An 18,281-nucleotide genomic window follows, 5' to 3' on the forward strand; every position below is an offset into this window, starting at 1 on the left:
GATGGCATTGTTCCCACCCCGGCAGGTGACCACACCGTCCGCGGCGACGCATTCGAGCGTGTAGGCCTGACCGGTCACCGGACTGGTGGCCTCCACGGAGACCGGATCGCCTTCGGCGGAGACCACGGTGGGATCGAGGTAGGCCTGCCGGACCGCCTCGGCGAATTCGCAACTGGTCACCGCGGTCCCGGTTGCCGCCGCGCCGTATTCGGAGCCGCCCGACTCCGCCCCCGAGCAGGGCTGGGCGCCCGCGGGCAGATCGGCCCGGCGCGTGGTGGTGGTCGCCGAGGTGGTGGTGCTGGTGCGCGCGGACGTGGTGGTGGAGGGTTCGGCGCTGCTACCGGCCGCGGAGGTCTGTTCTGGCGCCGAGGTGGTGACGGCGCCGGTGGTATCGGCGGCGCCCGTGGTTTCTTCGCCGCCGGAGCCGCCGAGGAACTGGATCCCGAGGACCGCGAGGACGACCACCACCGCGAACACCCCGACACCGGTCAGTATCGGAACGACTCTGGAACGTTCGCCGCCGGGGGCTGCGTCGCGTCCCCGCGCGTTCGCGGCGTAACTGTCGCGATAGCCGGCCTCGTAGGCGGCCGCGTAGGAGTCGGCCGGGGGTGGGCCGGGATCGTCGGCCCGGTAGCCGTAGTGGTCGCCCGGAGCCGGAGCGTCGTAGCGGCCGGGCGGTTCGGACGGCGGGTACTGCGGCGGGTAGGCACGACCCGACTCGTCGGCGGAATAGGCGAGCTCCGGAGGCTCCTGCTCCACTTGCTGATAGGCCCGGGTCGCGTCCCCGGCGGAGTAGGCGAGTCCCGCGGGCGCCTCGTCCACCGGCCGGTAGGCATGCGTCGCCTCCTCGGCAGAGTAGGCGAGCCCCGACGAAGCCTGATCCACCGGCTGATACGCCCGGGTCGCCTCCTCGGCGGAGTAGGCGAGTCCCGCAGGCTCCTGATCCACCGGCTGATACGCCCGGGTCGCCTCCTCGGCGGAATAGGCGAGCCCCGCAGGCTCCTGGTCCACCGGCTGGTAGGCGCGCGTCGCGGCCTCGGCAGAGTAAGGCGCGGGCGCCTCGTCCGCCGGTTGGAAGACACGGGTGGTCTCCTCGGCCCCGGGAAGCGGATAGCCGGGTTCACCGTAGATGCGGGTCGCCTGATCGTGCGGGTAGAAATCCGCCACCGGCATGCCCCCGGTCGCGGGCGCCGGATTCTCGTACTGTGACGGATCGGCGGCCGGGTGCAACTGCTCGTTCTGGTAGAGGTGCGCATCCGGGAACGGCCGGATACCGCCGGCCGGGGCCTCGGGTTCGGCGGCGGGATCGTCGGCCGGTAGCGGCGTGAACTCGGTTTCGGTGGGCCGGAACGAGGTCGGGTCGCCAGGGATGATCGCGGGCAGTGTGGTGGCCGGGTCCGGCGCGTCCTCGTCACGCGGCAGCCGGACCACCAGGGTGGGAATGCCGCCGGTCGGTGGCGCGGACGGACTCGGCACACCGGGAGTAACGGGTAATTCGCCGGACCGCGGCTCCGGCCCGGCGGGATACGGGGAGCGCGCCGGGGAGTTCAGCGCGGTACGGGCAGCTACAGCTAGTTCACCTGCGGTAGCGAAACGCTCGTGCGGATCCTTGGCCATACCCCATGCGATCACATCATCGAGCGCGGCCGGTAATCCGGTTCGCTGCACACTTGCTCGCGGCGGTGGTTCGGTCAGATGCGAGCGGATCAACACACCCACACTGCTCGTCGGGAAAGGCGTCGCACCGGTGAGGCATTCGTGCAGCACACAGGCCAGGGAGTAGATATCGGCGCGCGAGGTCACCGGGCCGCTGTCGAACCGCTCCGGCGCCATGTAGGTATAGGAACCGATCGCCACACCCGCCTGGGTCACCCCGGTATCACTCTCGTGGCGGGCGATCCCGAAATCGGCCAGATAGGCGAAGTCGGCCGGGGTGACGAGAATATTCGCCGGTTTCACATCGCGGTGCACCAGACCGCCCTCGTGCGCGGCGTCCAGCGCGGCGGCGATCTGCTCGATCACGCTCACCGCCCGCTGCGGACTCAGCGGCCCCTCCACCTGCAACAGTGCCCGCAGGTCGATGCCCTGCACCAGGCGCATATCGATGAACAGGCGGCCGTCGATGACACCCCAGTCGTGGATCGGGATGATGTGCGGTTCGGCGAGACGGGCCGCGGCCTGCGATTCCCGGCGGAACCGGATCTGGTACTCGGGGTCGCCGGCGAGCGCGTCGGAGAGCAGTTTGAGCGCGACGACCCGCTCCTTCACGGTGTCGTAGGCCTCGTAGACCTCGCCCATCCCGCCTTTACCCAGCAGTGAGCGCAGCTCATAGGGACCGAACCACCGACCGACTTCGGAGCCAGGCGCCTGCACCCGTCCATCCTCTCCACACGCGGGCACCGTCTCAGCCGGCCGCGGATCGCACCCGGGCTGCCCGTCAGACCCTGGATTGTCCCGGGGAGACCACACCGTGGTCAAACGCGTAGACGATGGCCGCCGCGCGGTCACGCACGCCCAGCTTCCCGAAGATATGACCCACATGGGATTTCACGGTCACCTCGGAGATTCCGAGCGCGTGGGCGATTTCACTGTTGGCCCGGCCGCGGCCGATCAGAGCCAGGACCTCGCGTTCCCGGGAGGTCAACTCGACGGCCACCGTGGACGCGGCCGGGGCGGCGGCGGTACTGCGATAGGTGGACAGCACCCGCCCGGTGACAGCGGGGTCGAGCCAGGCGCCGCCGGCGGCGACGGTGCGGACGGCGCGGATCAGGTCCTCGGCGGGGGAATCCTTGAGCAGGAACCCGGCCGCGCCCACACGCAGCGCACCGGACAGCAGCTGGTCGTCGTCGAAGGTGGTGAGAACGAGTACCGGGGGTTCGGGAGCGCGGGCGCGCAACATACGGGTGGCCTCGATACCGCCGACCCGTTTCATCCGCAGATCCATCAGCACGATATCGGGGCTGTGCGCGGCGACCGCCGCGAGCACCTCGTCACCGTCGGCGCATTCGCTGATCCGGAAACCGTCGCGCCGCCGCAGAATGCGCCGCAACCCACCGCGGACCAGTTCCTGATCATCGGCGATCAGCACCTCGACCGCCTGCGGGTCACCGTCGGCCCCCCGCATCAGGATGACTCCTTCGGAGCAGTTTCATGCGGTCCGCGGAGGCCGCAGCGGAGGCGGAGGTATCGCATCAGGATGACTCCTTCGGAGCAGTTTCATGCGGTCCGCGGAGGCCGCAGCGGAGGCGGAGGTATCGCATCAGGATGACTCCTTCGGAGCAGTTTCATGCGGTCCGCGGAAGCCGTAGTGGAGGCGGAGGTATCGCATCATGGTTCCTCCCATGGGTTCGCGGTCGCCGCCGGCGGTGGATCCGCACCCGGTCGACCGGTCGTCGTCGGTGCCCGACCGCCCGCGCCGGGCGGCCCGCGTCGCTCTGCCCGCCCGCAGCCTCTCATGCCGGACGCGGTTCGTCGCCGCGGCCGGGGCCCGGATCGTGGTCGGCGATGATCTCCGAGATCGGACAGCGGAGTCGGTCCCGGCTCGGGGCCGCGGCGCCCGCGGGCCGCTCGTCCAGCGGGAATTCCGCGCGTACGATCCACCCGCCGGCCTCCGGACCGACCCGGATACGACCGCCCAGCCCGTCGGACCGGTGCCGCATACCCGCGACCCCGGTCCCCCGGCCGAGTTGCGGGGGCAGGCCGCGGGGGATCGTATTGTGCACGCGTACGACGGCCGAGCGGGCGTCCACGGCCACCTTCAGCTCCACATCCGCGCCCGGGGCGTGTTTGGCGATATTGGCCAGCGATTCCTGGCAGATGCGATAGAGCGCCAGCCCGACCGCCGCCGACACCCCGGACAGATCGCCGGTGAACCGCCGGTGCACCGTGAGGCCGGCGTTGACGAAGTCGTCGACGAGGGCGGGGATATCGCCGGCGCCCGGTTCGACCCCGGCCGCCGAGGGCACCGAATCCAGCAGGCCGACCGTGCGCCGGATATCGGCCATGGCCTGGCGGCCCAGTCGTTCCGCGTCGACGAGGGCGTCGGCCGCCTCGTCCACATCGCGATCGGAGGTCAGTGCGTGCCGGGCGGCCGTCACGTGCAGCAGGGTCACGGTGAGCGAATGGGCGATGACATCGTGTACTTCGCGTGCGATCCGGTTGCGTTCGGCGGCCGCGGCCTGCGCGGCGCGCGCGCTCTGGTTCTCCCTTTCCTGGTACAGGAACAGGCGCTGATACTGCAGCATCACCCCCACCAGCCAGCCGAGCAGGATACCGAGCGCGTACATGGGGAAACCGGTACGCAGCGAGTGATCGCCCCACAGTGCCTCCCCGACGAAGGCGAAGGCGAGCAGTTCGGCCGCGGCGACAACCGCCAGCAGGACGCTCAGCCGCTTCGGTGCGATCGCCGCGATCTCGGCGATACCGACCATCAGCACGAAGGGCGCGAAATCGGAGTCCACCGGCTGGACGAAGAACAGCGCGGCCGCGATCAACGTGGCGGCGAACAGCGGCAGCGGTCGCGGCACGATCCCGAACAGCACGTAGATCGGGCCGGAGGCGAACAGCAGCACCAGCGCGATCACCGGCAGTGCGGTGGGGAAGTACTCGTGCCGCTGCAGACAGGCCACCACACCGATGACGAAGAACGCCAGATCGGTGAACAGCACGACCTTGGGCGGATAGTCGAAGGGCAGTTCGCGCAGCGGGTACGGGGCCCCGGGGAGCAGTTTCGCCAGCACAGCGCGCAGCCGGCGGCGGCTTCGGGCCCACCGTCCGGGCCGGACCGCCGCTCCCACTCGATCCGGGGCCGGGTCCGTCGTCGTGGCCGACGGATCCGGGGCGTCCGGATCGGATCCGCCCACCGCGCCACCGCTCACCGGCCGCGCACGGTCCCCCGCGGCGGCAACCGGTGTGAGGCGGCTCTCACTCATCTGTCCAGGGTAAGCACCCCCGGCGCCGCTCGGCATCCTGCTACGGCCGGTTCCCGGCTCCGACCACGGTAGGACAGCGATTCACATCCACGGCACGACGATTTACCGGCGCCGGATTCCTAACGTGGAACACGAGGTCGCCGAACCACCGGGCCGGCGAAAACCAGGCCCCCGACCGAAAGGGCTCGGATCATGTCTTGGGAAGATCAGCACCTGCGCACCGAGATCCTGCACACCGTCCTCGACCGGGCTGCCCACGATCCGGCGCGACCGGACCTCTTCGACGACATCCCGCACCTCGACCGTCTGTTCGGCGGCCCGCAGGGAGTACTTGCGGCGCTGCGCTATCGGTGGAACATTCATCTGGACGCCAAGCTGGAGCTCGACCCGGGCCGCTGCTGGACCGCCGAAGAGGCCCGGCTCGAGCTGGCGACCGAACAACCCGTGCTCTACGCGGTTCTCGACGCGCGCACGGCGTCACCCGTGCCGGTGGCCTGACCGGGCCGCGCGGACCGACCGAACATCCGTGGAAGACGGGGTGGCGATGACGCAGCCGGCGATGCTGGAACTGACCGATGTGGTGAAGGAGTACCGGGTCGGCGAACAACCGGTCCGAGCGCTCGACAGTATCGATCTGCGGCTGGAGGCCGGCGAATTCACCGCGGTGATCGGGCCGTCCGGATCGGGGAAGAGCACCCTGCTGCATATGCTCGGCGCGCTGGACCGCCCCGATTCCGGGTCGATCCGCTTCCAGGGCGACGAGATCGGCGATCTGGACGAGGAGCGGCAGTCGGAGTTCCGCCGCCACCGGGTGGGCTTCGTGTTCCAGTTCTTCAATCTGCTGCCCACGCTGACGGCCTGGGAGAACGTGGCCGTTCCGAAACTGCTGGACGGTACCGGGCTCCGGAAGGCCCGGCCGCGGGCGCTGGAACTGCTCGACCGGGTCGGGCTGGCGTCCCGTGCCGAACACCGGCCGGCCGAATTGTCCGGCGGCCAGATGCAGCGGGTCGCGGTGGCCCGCGCGCTGATCATGGACCCGCCGCTCATCCTGGCCGACGAGCCCACCGGCAATCTCGATTCGAAGACCGGCGCGTCGATCCTCGAACTGCTGGCCGGGGTGGCCGGATCCGGCAACTCGGTGGTGATGGTGACCCACGACCGGGGCGCGGTCGACTACTGCGATCGGGTCGTCACCCTCGGCGACGGCCGGATCGGCGCCGACGAACGCACCACGGCCCGGCGCACCGTCGACGCCTGACAGCCACCCGCCGCACGGCGGCGCTCACAGTGGGGCGGCCGACCACCACCGGTCGATATCGCCGCGGGCTCCCGCACCCCAGTAGCGGACGAACAACAGCGAATTGCTCCGCGGCGAATCGGTTCTGGCACCGAAACCGACCACCATGTTCGCGGTGGATCGGCCCCGATCGCCGGGTTCCTCCCACAGATGCGCGGTATAGGGTTCCCCACTCTTGGCACCGGAGACCGAATCGTGCGGCGGCAGGCTCTCGATCACCTCCATGGTGTCCTCGGCATCCGGGTAGGTGATGATCGTGTAGTCGAGCCGGGTGGCCTCCAGCGAGCGCTGCCGGCAGTCCCAGATCGATTCCCACGGACGGGTTTCCAAGACCTCGTCGAAGACCGGCACCACCTCGAGTATCGGGATCTGGTCACCGGGCTCGTACTGACTGCACAGCGCGTCCTGATACCCGAAACCGTCCAGCTCCGACCCCTGCGGCAGCAGCGTGGAGAACAGCCGCCGGGTGCGATCGCCCGGCTCTGTTCCCGGCGACTCGCCGGTCTCGGATGCGCCGCTTGTGCCGCCCGGGCCGTGTTCGAGTGTAGAGGGCGCAGCGGCGGCCGGCGCTCCCTCGGAACCGGAATCGTTGCTGCCCAGCACCACCAGAACAGCCGCCACGATCACGGCCAGCACGATGAGCGGGATCAGGATGGCCACCGCGATCCACCCCGCCCGGCTGCGCCGTCGCGCGGCCGGAGCCGGATGATAGCCGTGGTACTGCCCGGGCGCCGGCGGCCGCGGGACGGCCTGCACGGGCATCCCCCCGGTGTGCTCCACACCCACGCTTTGCGGCGCTCCGGTGGGGCCGGTGTGTTCCACGACCGTCCCCGGGCGCGGCGCCGGCGGTGTCACGACCGGCTGGGCGCCGGTGTGTTCGGCATCCCCCGGACGCACGGGCGCACCGGCCGGAGCGTTCGTCGCGCCACCGGTGCGTTCCACGGCGGGCCCCGGCGCACCGGGCGGCAGCGCGGCACCGGCGCGAGCGGCCGGGACGCCCGCATATCCGCTCTCGGCATAACCGCCGGTCGCCCCCGCGACCGCACCCGGTGGTCCGGCGGGCGCACCGGGCGGTCCCGCAGGTGCCGGCGCAGTACCGGGTCCGGCCGAATAACCGCCCGCCGCACCGGGATACACCGCCCCCGGACCGCTCGCCTCGGTCGGCGGCGCATAGGTCTGTGTGGGCGCAGGGGCGGTGAGCGCCTGTTCGGCGGCCCGCGCGAACTCGACACAGGTGCGGTAGCGGTGGCCGGGATGTTTGGCCATCGCCTTCGCCAGCACCGGATCCAGTCCCGCCGGCAGCCCCGGGCGTTTCACTGCCAGCGGCGGCGGGGCGAGCTGCAGATTGCCGTGAATGATGTCGGCGGGATTGGGTGAATCGAACGGCGCCATGCCGGTGAGCAGCCAGTACAGCGCGCAGGCCAGTGAATACTGATCCGATCGGCCGTCCATGTCACCGCCGGTCATCTGTTCCGGCGAAGCGAAGGCGAGGGTGGCGGTGAACATACCGGTCTGGGTCAACCGCACCGTTTCCGCGCGTAACCGGGCCAATCCGAAATCGGTGAGGAAAACGCGTTCGCCCTGCCCGGGATTGGCGCGGGCGAGCAGGATATTGGACGGTTTCACATCACGGTGCAGAACCCCCCTACCGTGCGCGTAGTCGAGCGCGTCGGCCACGCCGGCGATGATCTGGACCGCTTTCTCCGGAGCCAGGGCCAGCGGATTGACCGTGCCGGCGTCGGCGCCGTCGATGTACTGCATGCACATCCACAGGTGATCGCCCTCCGCACCCCGGTCGTAGACCGTGACGATGCTCGGATGGTCGAGCGCGGCGGCGAGATCGGCTTCCCGTTCGAACCGGGTGCGGATCGCGGCGTCGGCGAACAGTTCCGGTTTGAGCAGCTTCAACGCGGTCTGTTTCCCGAGCCGCGGATGCCGGGCCAGATATACGGCGCCCATTCCGCCTTCACCGAGCAACCGCTCGACGGTGAACCCGGCGAACACGTCACCGTTGTTGAGCAACACGACCCCCTTCAGGCGACCGACAGACTGGTGAGCCTACCGGGCACAGCGCGCCGTTTCCCCCGTGACAACGGGAATCAGGGCACTTCATGGAATACCTGACAGTCCGTTCAGCCGGGGGTGACCAACCCGGATTCGTAGGCCAGCACCACCGCCTGCGCGCGGTCGCGTAGATCCAATTTGGTGAAGACCTTGGACACATGAGTTTTGACCGTCTGCTCGGCGATGAACAGCGCCGTGGCGATTTCGGTATTCGACATACCGCGGGCGATGAGTTCGAGTATCTCGCGCTCGCGCGGGGTCAATGAGGCCAGCGCCGGGGCCGGGGCGCGCCGGGCCGCGCGGCGGGTGGTCACTTCCGCGATGAGCCGGCGGGTGACGGTCGGCGCGAGGAGCGCCTCCCCGGCGGCGACCACCCGTACCGCCCGCACGAGTTCTTCGGCCGGGGCGTCCTTGAGCAGAAATCCGCTGGCGCCGATCCCGAGGGCTTCATAGACGTAGTCGTCGATATCGAAGGTGGTGAGCATGAGCACGCGCACCGGCGGATCGAATCCGGCCCCCAGAATCGAGCGGGCCGCGTCGAGCCCGTTCATCTCCGGCATACGCACATCCATCAGCACCACATCGGGTCGTAACCGCGCCGATTCGGCGACCGCCACTTTTCCGTTGGGCGCATCGCCGACGACACTGATATCGGGTTGGGCGGCGAGCAATGCTCCGAATCCTTGCCGCACCATGGCCTGATCGTCGGCGATCAACACGGTTATTGCCACGGGCCCAGCTTAATTCCCGGAGGAAACCGGCGTGCGCCGAGCGTCCGGCGGAACCTCCGGGTCAGCGCGCACCCGGCTGTGCGGCGGCGGGCAGCGCGAACTCCGCGGCGGGCGTGAACGGCAACCGCGCGTGGACCCGGAATCCGCCGTCGGCGGCGGGTGCCGCGTCGAGCCGGCCGCCGACGGCGAGCGCGCGCGCCTGCATACCCGGGATACCGTGCCCGCCCGTACCACCGCCGGTGGCACCGCTGCCCGGCCCGTTGATCACGGTGAGGTCGACCTCCCCCGTGCAGGCGATCGTCACCCGCACCGGTGCGCCCGGGGCGTGCCGGCCGGCATTGGCCAGCGATTCCTGCACGATCCGGTACAGCGCGGAACCGACGGTATCCGGGACCGCGGCCAGCGTTCCGTCGACCGACCAGGTGAGATCCACCCCGGCGCGGGCCGCGCCGATGAACAGTGCTTCCAGATCGGCGGCGGTCGGTTGCGGCGCGTGCTCGGCGAGCTGTCCGTCGCTGCGCAGCACACCGAGCAGCCCCCGGATCTCGTTCAGCGCCTCCCGTGCGGTCGCGCCGATCGATTCGAACTCGGCGCGCGCCGCGTCGTTCACACCCTCCACCCGGTAGGGCGCGGTCTGCGCCTGCACGACCACCAGCGACATATGGTGGGCCACCACATCGTGCAGGTCGCGCGCGATGCGCGCCTTCTCCTCGAGAATCGTGCGGCGTGCCCGTTCCAGATCGCTGAGTTCGGTCTGCTTGCTCAGTTCGGACCGGGAGCGGATCAGCGACCGCACCAGCAGCGCGACGAAGAGCAGCCCGCCCAGCGAGACCGGCCAGGCCCACGGGTCGGCGTCGATACCCTCGGCCGACAGTGCCGCGCCCAGCAGCAGCGAGGTCGCCCCCCACACCACCGCGACCAGTTGCAGTGGCGAGCGCAGGGCCACCGCGAACACCAGGAAGTACAGCGCGACGATATGCACCACCTGGACGGGGATCTCCTCCCCCGGCAGGTTCGGCACGGCCAACGCGATGAACAGCGCCGAGCCCGCCGAGACCGCCCAGCCCAGCAACGCGTTCCTGCTCATCAGCAGTACCGGCACCGCGGCGAACGCGGCGATCAGCGGCGCGAGCGGCGCGGGCACATCGTGGGTGAGATGCAGGGTGGGCCACGCCACCGCGAACAGTGTCACCGCCGTCAGGACCGAGGCGGCATCGAGCCACCAGCGCAGGCCCAGGCCGACGATCAGGCCCCACAGGCCCCGCCGCGGGCGCACCGGCACCGCGATGCTCGTATCGTTCATGCCCCCGACACTAGGAACTCCGGCCTCGGCGCACCTCATACCGTGGGGTGAATTACGGCCGGTACACCGGGGCTAGCCCCGTACCGGCGTAGGTTCCGGGACCGGCGCGCAAACCCCACCCGAGCGGGACGGCCGCGACCGTCTTCCGTTCATAACGTCCTCGGCCATGGCTGTCTCGAACAATGCCGTGCGCCACCCGGCCCGGCTGTCCCCGCAGACCGCGCGGCGCGCGGCGACCGCCGCGGCCGGATTCGCCGCGGTGGTATCCCTGCTGTCGGCGCCCGCGGCCGATGCCGCCGGTCCCGCACCCCGGCCGGCCGCCGCGGCGGCGGTCCGCGCGCTCACCACACCAGGGACGGTCGCCGCGGTACCCGCGGACTTCCGCGCGGTGGCCGGGTACACCCCGGCGCGGGTCGACGGGATGCTGGTCGCGCCGCACGGATCGTGTTCCTCCCCGGTACCGCTGCCGGCGGAGTTCGATACCGCCTGCAAGGCCCACGACCTCGGCTACGACCTGCTGCGGTACGCCGACCGCACCGGCGCCCCGCTCGGCCCCTGGGCCCGGCAGGAGCTGGACCGGGCACTCGCCGAACGGATGCACACCGCGTGCGCGCAGCGGCCGCAGCTGCTGCCGCGCGCCCGCTGCGCCGTGCTGGCCGAGGCCGCCGAGATCGCCGTGGACCTCAACTCGATGCGGCAGGACTACGGCGTACCGGTCGTGGAGGACTTTGTCCTGACCGACGCCGTCACCGCGTGGCTGCCGCGGATCTGCGGCCTGCTCCTGCTCGTCATGGCCGTCCTGTTCCTGGGCCGCCCGGTCGCCGCGCCGCTGCTTCCGGCGGCCGGGACCCGCCGTCCGATCCGCTCGTACCACGCCGTCACCGGGGGTTCCCATGTCTGACACGACGACAGCCGTACCCGTCCCGGCCCCGTCGCACTCCCGGGCCCGCACCGGCCTCCCCGGCAACGTCCCGGCACCCTCTCGGCCACGACCCCGTACCGGCCCACCGGACGACGTCCCGGCACCCGCGCGCCCCCGGCCCCACACCGGCCCACCGGACGACGTCCCGGCACTCTCCCGGCCACGGCCCCACACCGACCTACCCGACGACGTCGCGTTACCCGCCCGGCCCGGCGACGTCCCGACATCGTCGGGACCCCACACCGGCCGACCCGACGATGTCCCGGCACCCTCGCAACCCCGTCCTCACTCCGACCCGGCCGATGCCGTCCCGGCCCCCGCACAACCCCGATCTCGCAAGGCCTTGCTCGATTACGTCCGCACCCGGTTGCCACGGCATTGGCCACCGGTGGCGACCACACTCGCCGTCGGTGCCGGGACCGCGGTATCCCTGGCACCCGGCCTGCTGCCCCGGACCGCGGCCGCGCAGGCCGTACTCACCGCGGTGACCGTGGTCCTGGCCCTGGGTATCGCGCGGCTCCCCCGTCTCGTGATCCGGTACTTCGCGAGGCGCGTCCCCGCCGCCACACCGCGAGCCCGTCGGCTGGTGTTCGCGGCCACCGCGACCGGCGTCCTCGGCGCGGTGGTGTACGCCGCGCGGTGGCAACACACCCTGCGGTCGGCGATGGTTGTGGCGCCGACCGGCCCGGGCCACTGGGTGGGGTGGGCGGTCGGCGCGACCCTGCTCACCGTCGCGACGGTGGCGGTGGTCCGCGGGTGCGGCCGGTTGCTCCGACGTATCGGCTGGTCCCGGGCGCTGGTGATGACGGTGGTCGCCGGCCTGCCGATGGCCCTGTTCGCGGTCCCCGCGGCGGTGGGCTGGGGCGACCGGACCTATGCCGCCGCGAACGCCGCCGCGGATCCGGGCCTGGTCCGGCCGGTGGCGGTGACCCGGTCCGGAAGCGCCGAGTCGATGGTGAACTGGTCGACGCTGGGGCGCGAAGGGCAGCGGTTCGTCACCGCCGGGCCGCCGGGCGCGGTCCGGGTCTATATCGGACTCCGCTCGGCGCCGGACCTGGCCGCGCGCGCCGCGCTGGCGGTCCGGGAACTGGATCGGGCCGGTGGCTTCGACCGCTCCGATCTGGTGATCGCCGTGCCCACCGGATCGGGCTGGGTGGACCCGCGGGCGCTGCACGGTGTCGATACCCGATTCGGTGGCGATGTGGCGGTGGTCGCGCTGCAGTACTCGAACACGCCGAGCTGGGCCACCTTCGTCTTCGGCCGAGACGCGGCGGCGGCTTCGGCGCGGGCGCTGGTCGCCGCCGTCGAACAGCACATCGCCACGATGCCGGATCCGCCCCGGCTGCACCTGTACGGACAGAGCCTCGGCGCGCTCGGCGGTAGCGCGGTGTTCGCGGGCGCCGCCGAGCAGAACCGCCGGGTGTGCTCGGCGCTGTGGGCCGGGATGCCGGGCGGTGGTGGGCCGGCGCCCGGTGCGCGCACCGCGGTACTGGCCAATACGTCCGATCCGGTCGTGCACTGGTCACTCGACCTGCTGTGGCGGCCACCGGACCTCACCGCCGCCCGTCCTGACGCACCGATCCCCCCTTGGCTGCCCGTGGTCGGTTTCCTGCAGACCACCGCGGACCTGCTGGGCGCCCTCGGCGCGCCACCGGGACACGGCCACCGGTACGACACCGATCAGGGGACCGCGCTGCCCGGCTGCGGCCCGGCCTGACACGCTCCGCTACCTCCGCGGCGCCGGGTTTGCCGGGCGGATGCGGGCCGCCGTCGCGGCGGTCGTGGCTGCCGGGAGCGGGACCTGCCGTGCGGGCCCACCGCTCCCTAACGCTTAAGGTGTCCCTTCGTGGCTTCACCCCGTAACGATCACCCGCGCCGGCCCCGGCGCCGGTTCCGGCGGATCTCGCTGCCGGCGTTCACCGGTGCCGCGCTGTTCGGTCTGGTGATCACCGCCGTGCCGGCGCCGACCTCCGAGGCCGTCGGTATCGACGGTTCGGTCACGGCGCCGGCCGGGCTGGCGGTGGTGGACCTGACCTCGGGTGACACGGTGGCGGACTCCGTGGCGGCCATCCCCCGGGATTTCGCGGACCGTCTCGGCTACCAGCCCGTCGTCCGGCAGGGCGTGCTCGTGGCTCCGGACGGCGATTGTTCCTCGCCGGTCGAGCTGCCACCGGAATTCGATACCGCCTGTATGGCACACGACCTCGGGTACGACCTGCTGCGGTACGCCGATCGCACCGGCGCCCCGCTGGGGCCGTGGGCCCGGCAGGCCCTGGACCGGACGTTGAGCGTCCGGCTGCACCAGGCCTGCGAAACGCATACCGAACCGGTGGTGCGCACCCGCTGCGAGACTCTCGCCGGGATCGCGGCCACCGCGGTGGAGTTGAATTCGCGCCGGCAGCACTACGGGGTCCCGGTGGCGGAGACATTGAGCCAGGTGGCGGCCCAGGCCGCCACGGACCATCCGACCCGTCCCTGGCTGCTGCGCGCGGTCGCGCTCGGCCTGGCGACGATGGCCGCCCTGGTCTTCGGGATCCGCCGCCTGCACCGGCGGATCCGGCGCACGGCGGCACCCGGTGTCCGCATCCCGGTCGGGTCCGTGCGGCCCCGCCGCGCCATCGGCCTGCCGCGGCCCGCGTTCACCCGTCTGCTGCTGCCGTATGCCCGATGGTTGCCCGGCTTCGCGCCCCCGCCCGCTGCCGCCCCACCGGACCCCGCGTTTCCGACCGGGGTGCACCTGTTGCCGGCCACCACGCCGCCACCCGCCCGGACCGGTTGACCACGATTGAAACACGTTCTAATTTGGGGACGTGCTTGTTGTGGACGACGTGGTCGAGGTGAACGCTCCCGCCGAGGTGGTGTGGTCGGTGCTCACCGATTTCGACCGGTACGGCGACTGGAATCCGTTCATCAGCCGCTGCCGAGCGGAGCTGACGGTGAATGCGCCGATCGATATGCGGGTCGAGCAGCTCGCGCCCCGGCCGATCCGGATGCGCGAATGGATCCGCAGCGTCACCGCGGGCCGGGAATTCAGCTACTCCATGAAACCGATCCCGCTCGGCGCGCTGCGCAGTAAACGCTCGCACACACTGACCCCCCTGGCCGGCGACCGCACCCGCTACGAGTCCCATTTCGAGCTCGACGGCTGGCTCGCCCCGCTGGTCGGCCTGCTGTTCGGGCGCGGCTTCAAGAAGGGGTTCCCCGGGATGACCACCGCGGTCGAACGGGAAGCCGAGCGTCTGCACGCTCGCTGACCCGCTCCCGTATCGCCGCCTCGCGCGAACGCCCGATCCACGCCGGGAACACCGAGGGCGGTGGCCCGTTCGGACCACCGCCCTCGGTGAACTCTCGCCGCTCCCGGCGGATCGGCGTCAGGCGATATCGCCGCGGGCCGCCTCATAGGCCGCGCCCACCCGGTACAACCGGTCGTCGGCCAGCGCCGGCGCCATGATCTGCAGGCCCACCGGCATCCCGTCGTCACGGCTCAGCCCGGACGGGACCGACATGGCCGGATGTCCGGCCAGGTTGGTGGGCAGGGTGCACAGATCGGACAGGTACATGGCCAGCGGATCGTCGACCTTCTCGCCCAGTTTCCACGGCGTGAACGGACTGGTCGGGGACACCAGCACGTCGACCTGCTCGTAGGCCTTGTCGAAATCGCGCGCGATCAACGTGCGGACCTTGAGCGCCTGGCCGTAGTAGGCCTCGTAGTAGCCCGCCGAGAGCGCGTAGGTGCCGATCATGATCCGTCGTTTGACCTCCGGGCCGAATCCGGCGGCGCGGGTCGCGGCCATGACCTGCTCGGCGCTGTGGTGCCCGTCGTCGGCCACCCGCAGTCCGTAGCGCATGGCATCGAAACGGGCCAGGTTGGAGGAGACCTCGCTGGGCAGGATCAGATAGTAGGACGCCAGGGCGTACTCGAAATGCGGGCAGGACACCTCGACCACTTCGGCGCCCAGATCCTTCAGCACGCCGACCGCGGCGTCGAAGGAGGCGAGCACACCGTGCTGGTAGCTGTCGGAGTGCAGTTCCTTCACCACACCGATCTTCACCCCGCGCAGATCGCCCGACGCGCCCTTCCGGGCGGCGTCGACCACGGCCGGGACCGGGACGTCACGTGAGGTGGAATCGCGCGGATCGTGTCCGGCGATCACCTCGTGCAGCAGGGCGGTGTCCAGCACCGTCCGGCCGCACGGGCCCCCCTGGTCGAGCGAGGACGCGCAGGCGACGAGTCCGTACCGGGACACGGTGCCGTAGGTGGGCTTGGTGCCGACGGTCGCGGTAACCGCGGCCGGCTGCCGGATCGAGCCGCCGGTATCGGTGCCGATGGCCAGCGGCGCCTGATAGGACGCCAGCGCCGCCGCCGAGCCGCCGCCGGAGCCGCCGGGGACGCGGGTGGTGTCCCACGGGTTACGGGTCGGTCCGTAGGCGGAGTTCTCGGTGGAGGAGCCCATCGCGAACTCGTCCATATTGGTCTTGCCCAGAATCGGGATCCCGGCGGCCCGGAGCCGGGTGGTCAGCGTGGCGTCGTAGGGCGCAACCCAGTTCTCGAGCATCTTCGACGCGCAGGTGGTGGGCATATCGGTCGTGGTGAACACATCCTTGAGCGCCAGCGGCACCCCCGCCAGCGGCGAGGCGGGCACCTCACCGGCGGACAGGGCGGCGTCTACTTCGGCCGCGGCGGCGAGCGCCTGCTCTTCGGCGACGTGCAGGAAGGCGTGGTACTCCCCGTCGACCTCGGCGATCCGGTCCAGATGGGCCCGGGTCACCTCCACCGAGGAGACTTCGCCACCGTGGATGCGGCTCGCGAGGTCGGCCGCGCCGAGCCGGGTCAGTTCGCTCGCGCTCATTCGCCCTCCCCCAGGATCTGCGGAACCAGGAACCGCTGGTCCTCGGCGGCGGGTGCGCCGGACAGCGCCTGATCCGGAGTGAGACCGGGGCGGACCTCGTCGGGGCGGGTCACGTTCGTCACCGGATCCGGCGACGCGGTGGCCGGGACATCGGCGGCGGCGACCTCGGAGATGGTCCGCACATGGCTGAGGATCGAATCCAGCTGCCCGGCGAACTGGTCGAGTTCGTCCTCGGACAGGGCGAGCCTGGACAGCCGGGCGAGGTGTGCGACCTCGTCGCGGGAGATGGCGGTCACCGCGAACCCCTTTCGGCGATAGTTTTGGACTGCGGATCACAAGCATCGAACAGCCTAGTGGTGTGGCCGGACCGGGTTGCCCGGCAGGCCGCGCGGGCCGCGGCCTGCCGGTCCGCGCGGGGGTCCGCCGGAGCCCGCCGCGGGCCGCGCCGAAGTCCGAAAGTTAGGCATTTCACACCATTCGCCACCTGTGACCCCCGTTCCGGGCGCACAATTCGACTCGATAACCCTCGGCAATGGGTGTAAGGATGGGCAGACCGGGTATTCGTTGTAAGCCTCGGCCGCAGAAGGAAAGGGAAACGCACGTGTCATACCTGCTCCGCGTGCAACTTCCGGATCGTCCGGGAAGCCTCGGGTCGCTAGCCGTAGCACTGGGAACGGTCGGCGCCGACATCCTTTCCCTGGACGTGGTGGAGCGTGGCGCCGGCTACGCGGTCGACGATCTCGTGGTCGAGATCGCCCCCAACGCCCTGCCCGACACTCTCATCACCGCCGCGGAATCGCTCGGCGATGTCCGCGTCGATTCCATCCGTCCCTACTCCGGCGTGCTCGACACCCATCGCGAGCTCGAATTGATCGACAATGTGGCCAACGCCCGCGACGATCGGCTCCAAGTGCTGGTCGACGGGGTTCCGCGGGTGCTGCGGGTCGGCTGGAGCACTGTCCTGGACATGGGGACGCACGGCGCCTACCGCGTGGTGGGCAGTCAGAGCGCCCCGCAGACCCAGGCGGCGTCGGTGCCGTGGATGCCGCTGCAGAAACCGATCGCACTCGACGGCAACGCCGACTGGGTCCCCGAGATCTGGCGCGATATGGACACCAAACTGGCCGCCGCACCGCTCGGACCCTCCAGCAAGGCGCTCCTGCTCGGCCGTCCCGGCGGGCCCGATTTCCGGCCCTCGGAGATCGCGCGGCTGGGCTACCTCGCCGGAATCGTCGCCACCGTCCTGGGCTGGGTCCCGCGGCGGAGGACTAGCGGTCGGCGCCCGGCTCGACGACGCGCCACCGGTCCGGCCTACCCGGCGGGTAGGCGACGGTGAGCGTGTCCCCGACCGACGGCCAATAGGCGGCATCCCACACCATGCGCCCGTAGACCACCTTCCCCGGCTCGGACGGCCCGGACAGGTTCCCGGTGACGGTGACGAACTGCTCGCCCATCGCCTCCGGGCGCGGACTCACCCCCGTCAGATAGAGCGAACCCATCTCCGCGTCCGTGGGCATACGCCCACCCCGCCGCCCACGGAACACCAGCACGAGCATTCCCACCAGTGCGGCCACCATGATCGCCAGCATCGCCAGTTCGAACACTCCCCCATGCTAGGCCCCGCGGCGGCGTCTCGGCCGCCGACGCCCGCGGCGTCGCGATTCGGTGGCCGGTGCCGCCCCGAAGGGCGTCGCGCCGGCGGCACCCGGCGTGCGCTCTCGTATCTCCTGTCCCACCAGGACGGACGACCGCCCGGCCCGTTCCTTTCCGCACCGATGACTTGTTCGGCCGGGAGACGCTGAGGCGGCGAAATTTCGGCCGCCCGGGCCGCGGACCATCACTTCTGCGAGACGGGTGACCCCGCGCATGAGTCGCGCGGGACGGGGTATCTCAGACCCACCGGACATGAAAGGAAGCGATCGTCATGCCGGAATCAAACGATTCGAGCAGGTGCAATGGGTAGCCGAGTAGCAAGCCTCGTAGTACTGGTCTGGTTCGTGGCGGGGATCGTCGCCGCGTGGCAACGGGGCTATTTCAATGAACCACCGGAGCAGTGCTCCCACTTCGCGACGCTGGCGGTGACCGTGGTGGCCGGTCCACTCAACTACGTCGGCCTCAACCCGAAGATGGGCTGCAAACTGCCCGAACCCAGCCGGTAGAACCGGATCCCGGTCGCCGCCGCG

16 protein-coding genes and 1 pseudogene are annotated in these 18,281 nt (G+C 71.0%); 8 read left to right on the top strand and 9 right to left on the bottom strand.

Annotation, left to right across the window (positions count from 1 at the left end):
- Positions 1-1,539 precede the first annotated feature (1,539 nt).
- The 3 genes and pseudogenes from NF4_RS39120 to NF4_RS09255 form a co-directional block, all read right to left on the bottom strand.
- Positions 1,540-2,373: pseudogene (locus tag NF4_RS39120) on the bottom strand (serine/threonine-protein kinase); the annotation flags it as partial.
- 64 nt (positions 2,374-2,437) lie between these two features.
- Positions 2,438-3,124 (bottom strand): response regulator transcription factor, encoded by a 687-nt coding sequence (locus NF4_RS09250; RefSeq protein WP_198165262.1) that lies wholly within the window; start codon positions 3,122-3,124, stop codon positions 2,438-2,440.
- Positions 3,125-3,452: 328 nt separating this feature from the next.
- Positions 3,453-4,931, bottom strand: coding sequence for a sensor histidine kinase (locus tag NF4_RS09255; protein ID WP_084532972.1), 1,479 nt, complete (start codon positions 4,929-4,931; stop codon positions 3,453-3,455).
- Positions 4,932-5,123: 192 nt separating this feature from the next.
- Here NF4_RS09255 and NF4_RS09260 point away from each other — a divergent pair, with 192 nt between their 5' ends.
- Complete coding sequence (locus tag NF4_RS09260; protein WP_063126780.1) at positions 5,124-5,429, top strand: hypothetical protein; 306 nt, start codon at positions 5,124-5,126, stop codon at positions 5,427-5,429.
- A gap of 46 nt (positions 5,430-5,475) precedes the next feature.
- Entirely contained in the window at positions 5,476-6,189 is a 714-nt protein-coding gene (locus NF4_RS09265) for an ABC transporter ATP-binding protein (RefSeq protein WP_063126781.1), read from the top strand.
- Positions 6,190-6,213: 24 nt separating this feature from the next.
- Here NF4_RS09265 and NF4_RS37615 read toward each other — a convergent pair whose 3' ends face one another.
- The 3 genes from NF4_RS37615 to NF4_RS09280 all read right to left on the bottom strand — a co-directional run bounded on the left by NF4_RS37615 (position 6,214) and on the right by NF4_RS09280 (position 10,326).
- The gene (locus NF4_RS37615) at positions 6,214-8,253 is read right to left on the bottom strand and encodes a serine/threonine-protein kinase (protein WP_063126783.1); all 2,040 of its coding nucleotides are present in this window, start codon (positions 8,251-8,253) and stop codon (positions 6,214-6,216) included.
- Positions 8,254-8,360: 107 nt separating this feature from the next.
- The gene (locus NF4_RS09275) at positions 8,361-9,023 is read right to left on the bottom strand and encodes a response regulator (protein ID WP_063126784.1); all 663 of its coding nucleotides are present in this window, start codon (positions 9,021-9,023) and stop codon (positions 8,361-8,363) included.
- Positions 9,024-9,084: 61 nt separating this feature from the next.
- Positions 9,085-10,326, bottom strand: a complete 1,242-nt coding sequence (locus NF4_RS09280) for a sensor histidine kinase (RefSeq protein ID WP_084532973.1) — start codon at positions 10,324-10,326, stop codon at positions 9,085-9,087.
- A 166-nt stretch (positions 10,327-10,492) separates the two neighbouring features.
- Here NF4_RS09280 and NF4_RS38500 point away from each other — a divergent pair, with 166 nt between their 5' ends.
- The 4 genes from NF4_RS38500 to NF4_RS09300 all read left to right on the top strand — a co-directional run bounded on the left by NF4_RS38500 (position 10,493) and on the right by NF4_RS09300 (position 14,502).
- Complete coding sequence (locus NF4_RS38500) at positions 10,493-11,227, top strand: hypothetical protein (RefSeq protein WP_063126785.1); 735 nt, start codon at positions 10,493-10,495, stop codon at positions 11,225-11,227.
- 409 nt (positions 11,228-11,636) lie between these two features.
- Positions 11,637-12,965, top strand: a complete 1,329-nt coding sequence (locus NF4_RS09290) for an alpha/beta-hydrolase family protein (protein WP_232330369.1) — start codon at positions 11,637-11,639, stop codon at positions 12,963-12,965.
- Positions 12,966-13,094: 129 nt separating this feature from the next.
- A complete protein-coding gene (locus NF4_RS38505) occupies positions 13,095-14,027 on the top strand; it encodes a hypothetical protein (RefSeq protein WP_063126787.1) in 933 nt (310 codons plus the stop codon).
- 31 nt (positions 14,028-14,058) lie between these two features.
- Entirely contained in the window at positions 14,059-14,502 is a 444-nt protein-coding gene (locus NF4_RS09300; protein WP_063126788.1) for an SRPBCC domain-containing protein, read from the top strand.
- Positions 14,503-14,619: 117 nt separating this feature from the next.
- On the opposite strand, the gene gatA is transcribed toward NF4_RS09300, so the two are convergent.
- Both gatA and gatC read right to left on the bottom strand, forming a co-directional pair.
- A complete protein-coding gene (gene gatA / locus NF4_RS09305; protein WP_063126789.1) occupies positions 14,620-16,098 on the bottom strand; it encodes an Asp-tRNA(Asn)/Glu-tRNA(Gln) amidotransferase subunit GatA in 1,479 nt (492 codons plus the stop codon).
- Positions 16,095-16,394: an Asp-tRNA(Asn)/Glu-tRNA(Gln) amidotransferase subunit GatC gene (gene gatC / locus NF4_RS09310; protein WP_063126790.1), complete on the bottom strand. Its 300-nt coding sequence runs from the start codon at positions 16,392-16,394 to the stop codon at positions 16,095-16,097. The genes gatA and gatC overlap by 4 nt, the downstream gene beginning before the upstream one ends.
- A 305-nt stretch (positions 16,395-16,699) precedes the next feature.
- Between gatC and NF4_RS09315 the strand changes: the two genes are divergently transcribed.
- Positions 16,700-17,434, top strand: a complete 735-nt coding sequence (locus NF4_RS09315; RefSeq protein ID WP_232330370.1) for an ACT domain-containing protein — start codon at positions 16,700-16,702, stop codon at positions 17,432-17,434.
- Here the strand turns inward: NF4_RS09315 and NF4_RS09320 are convergent.
- Positions 17,367-17,702, bottom strand: coding sequence for a hypothetical protein (locus tag NF4_RS09320; protein ID WP_063814530.1), 336 nt, complete (start codon positions 17,700-17,702; stop codon positions 17,367-17,369). The two genes, NF4_RS09315 and NF4_RS09320, sit on opposite strands and share 68 nt — an antisense overlap.
- A 351-nt stretch (positions 17,703-18,053) precedes the next feature.
- Between NF4_RS09320 and NF4_RS09325 the strand changes: the two genes are divergently transcribed.
- Positions 18,054-18,257 carry a hypothetical protein gene (locus NF4_RS09325; RefSeq protein WP_063126791.1) on the top strand — a complete coding sequence of 68 codons (204 nt, stop codon included), beginning with the start codon at positions 18,054-18,056 and terminating at the stop codon, positions 18,255-18,257.
- The last annotated feature ends 24 nt before the right edge of the window (positions 18,258-18,281 follow it).

It is taken from the genome of Nocardia fusca NBRC 14340 (assembly GCF_001618425.1).
GTDB lineage: Bacteria > Actinomycetota > Actinomycetes > Mycobacteriales > Mycobacteriaceae > Nocardia > Nocardia fusca.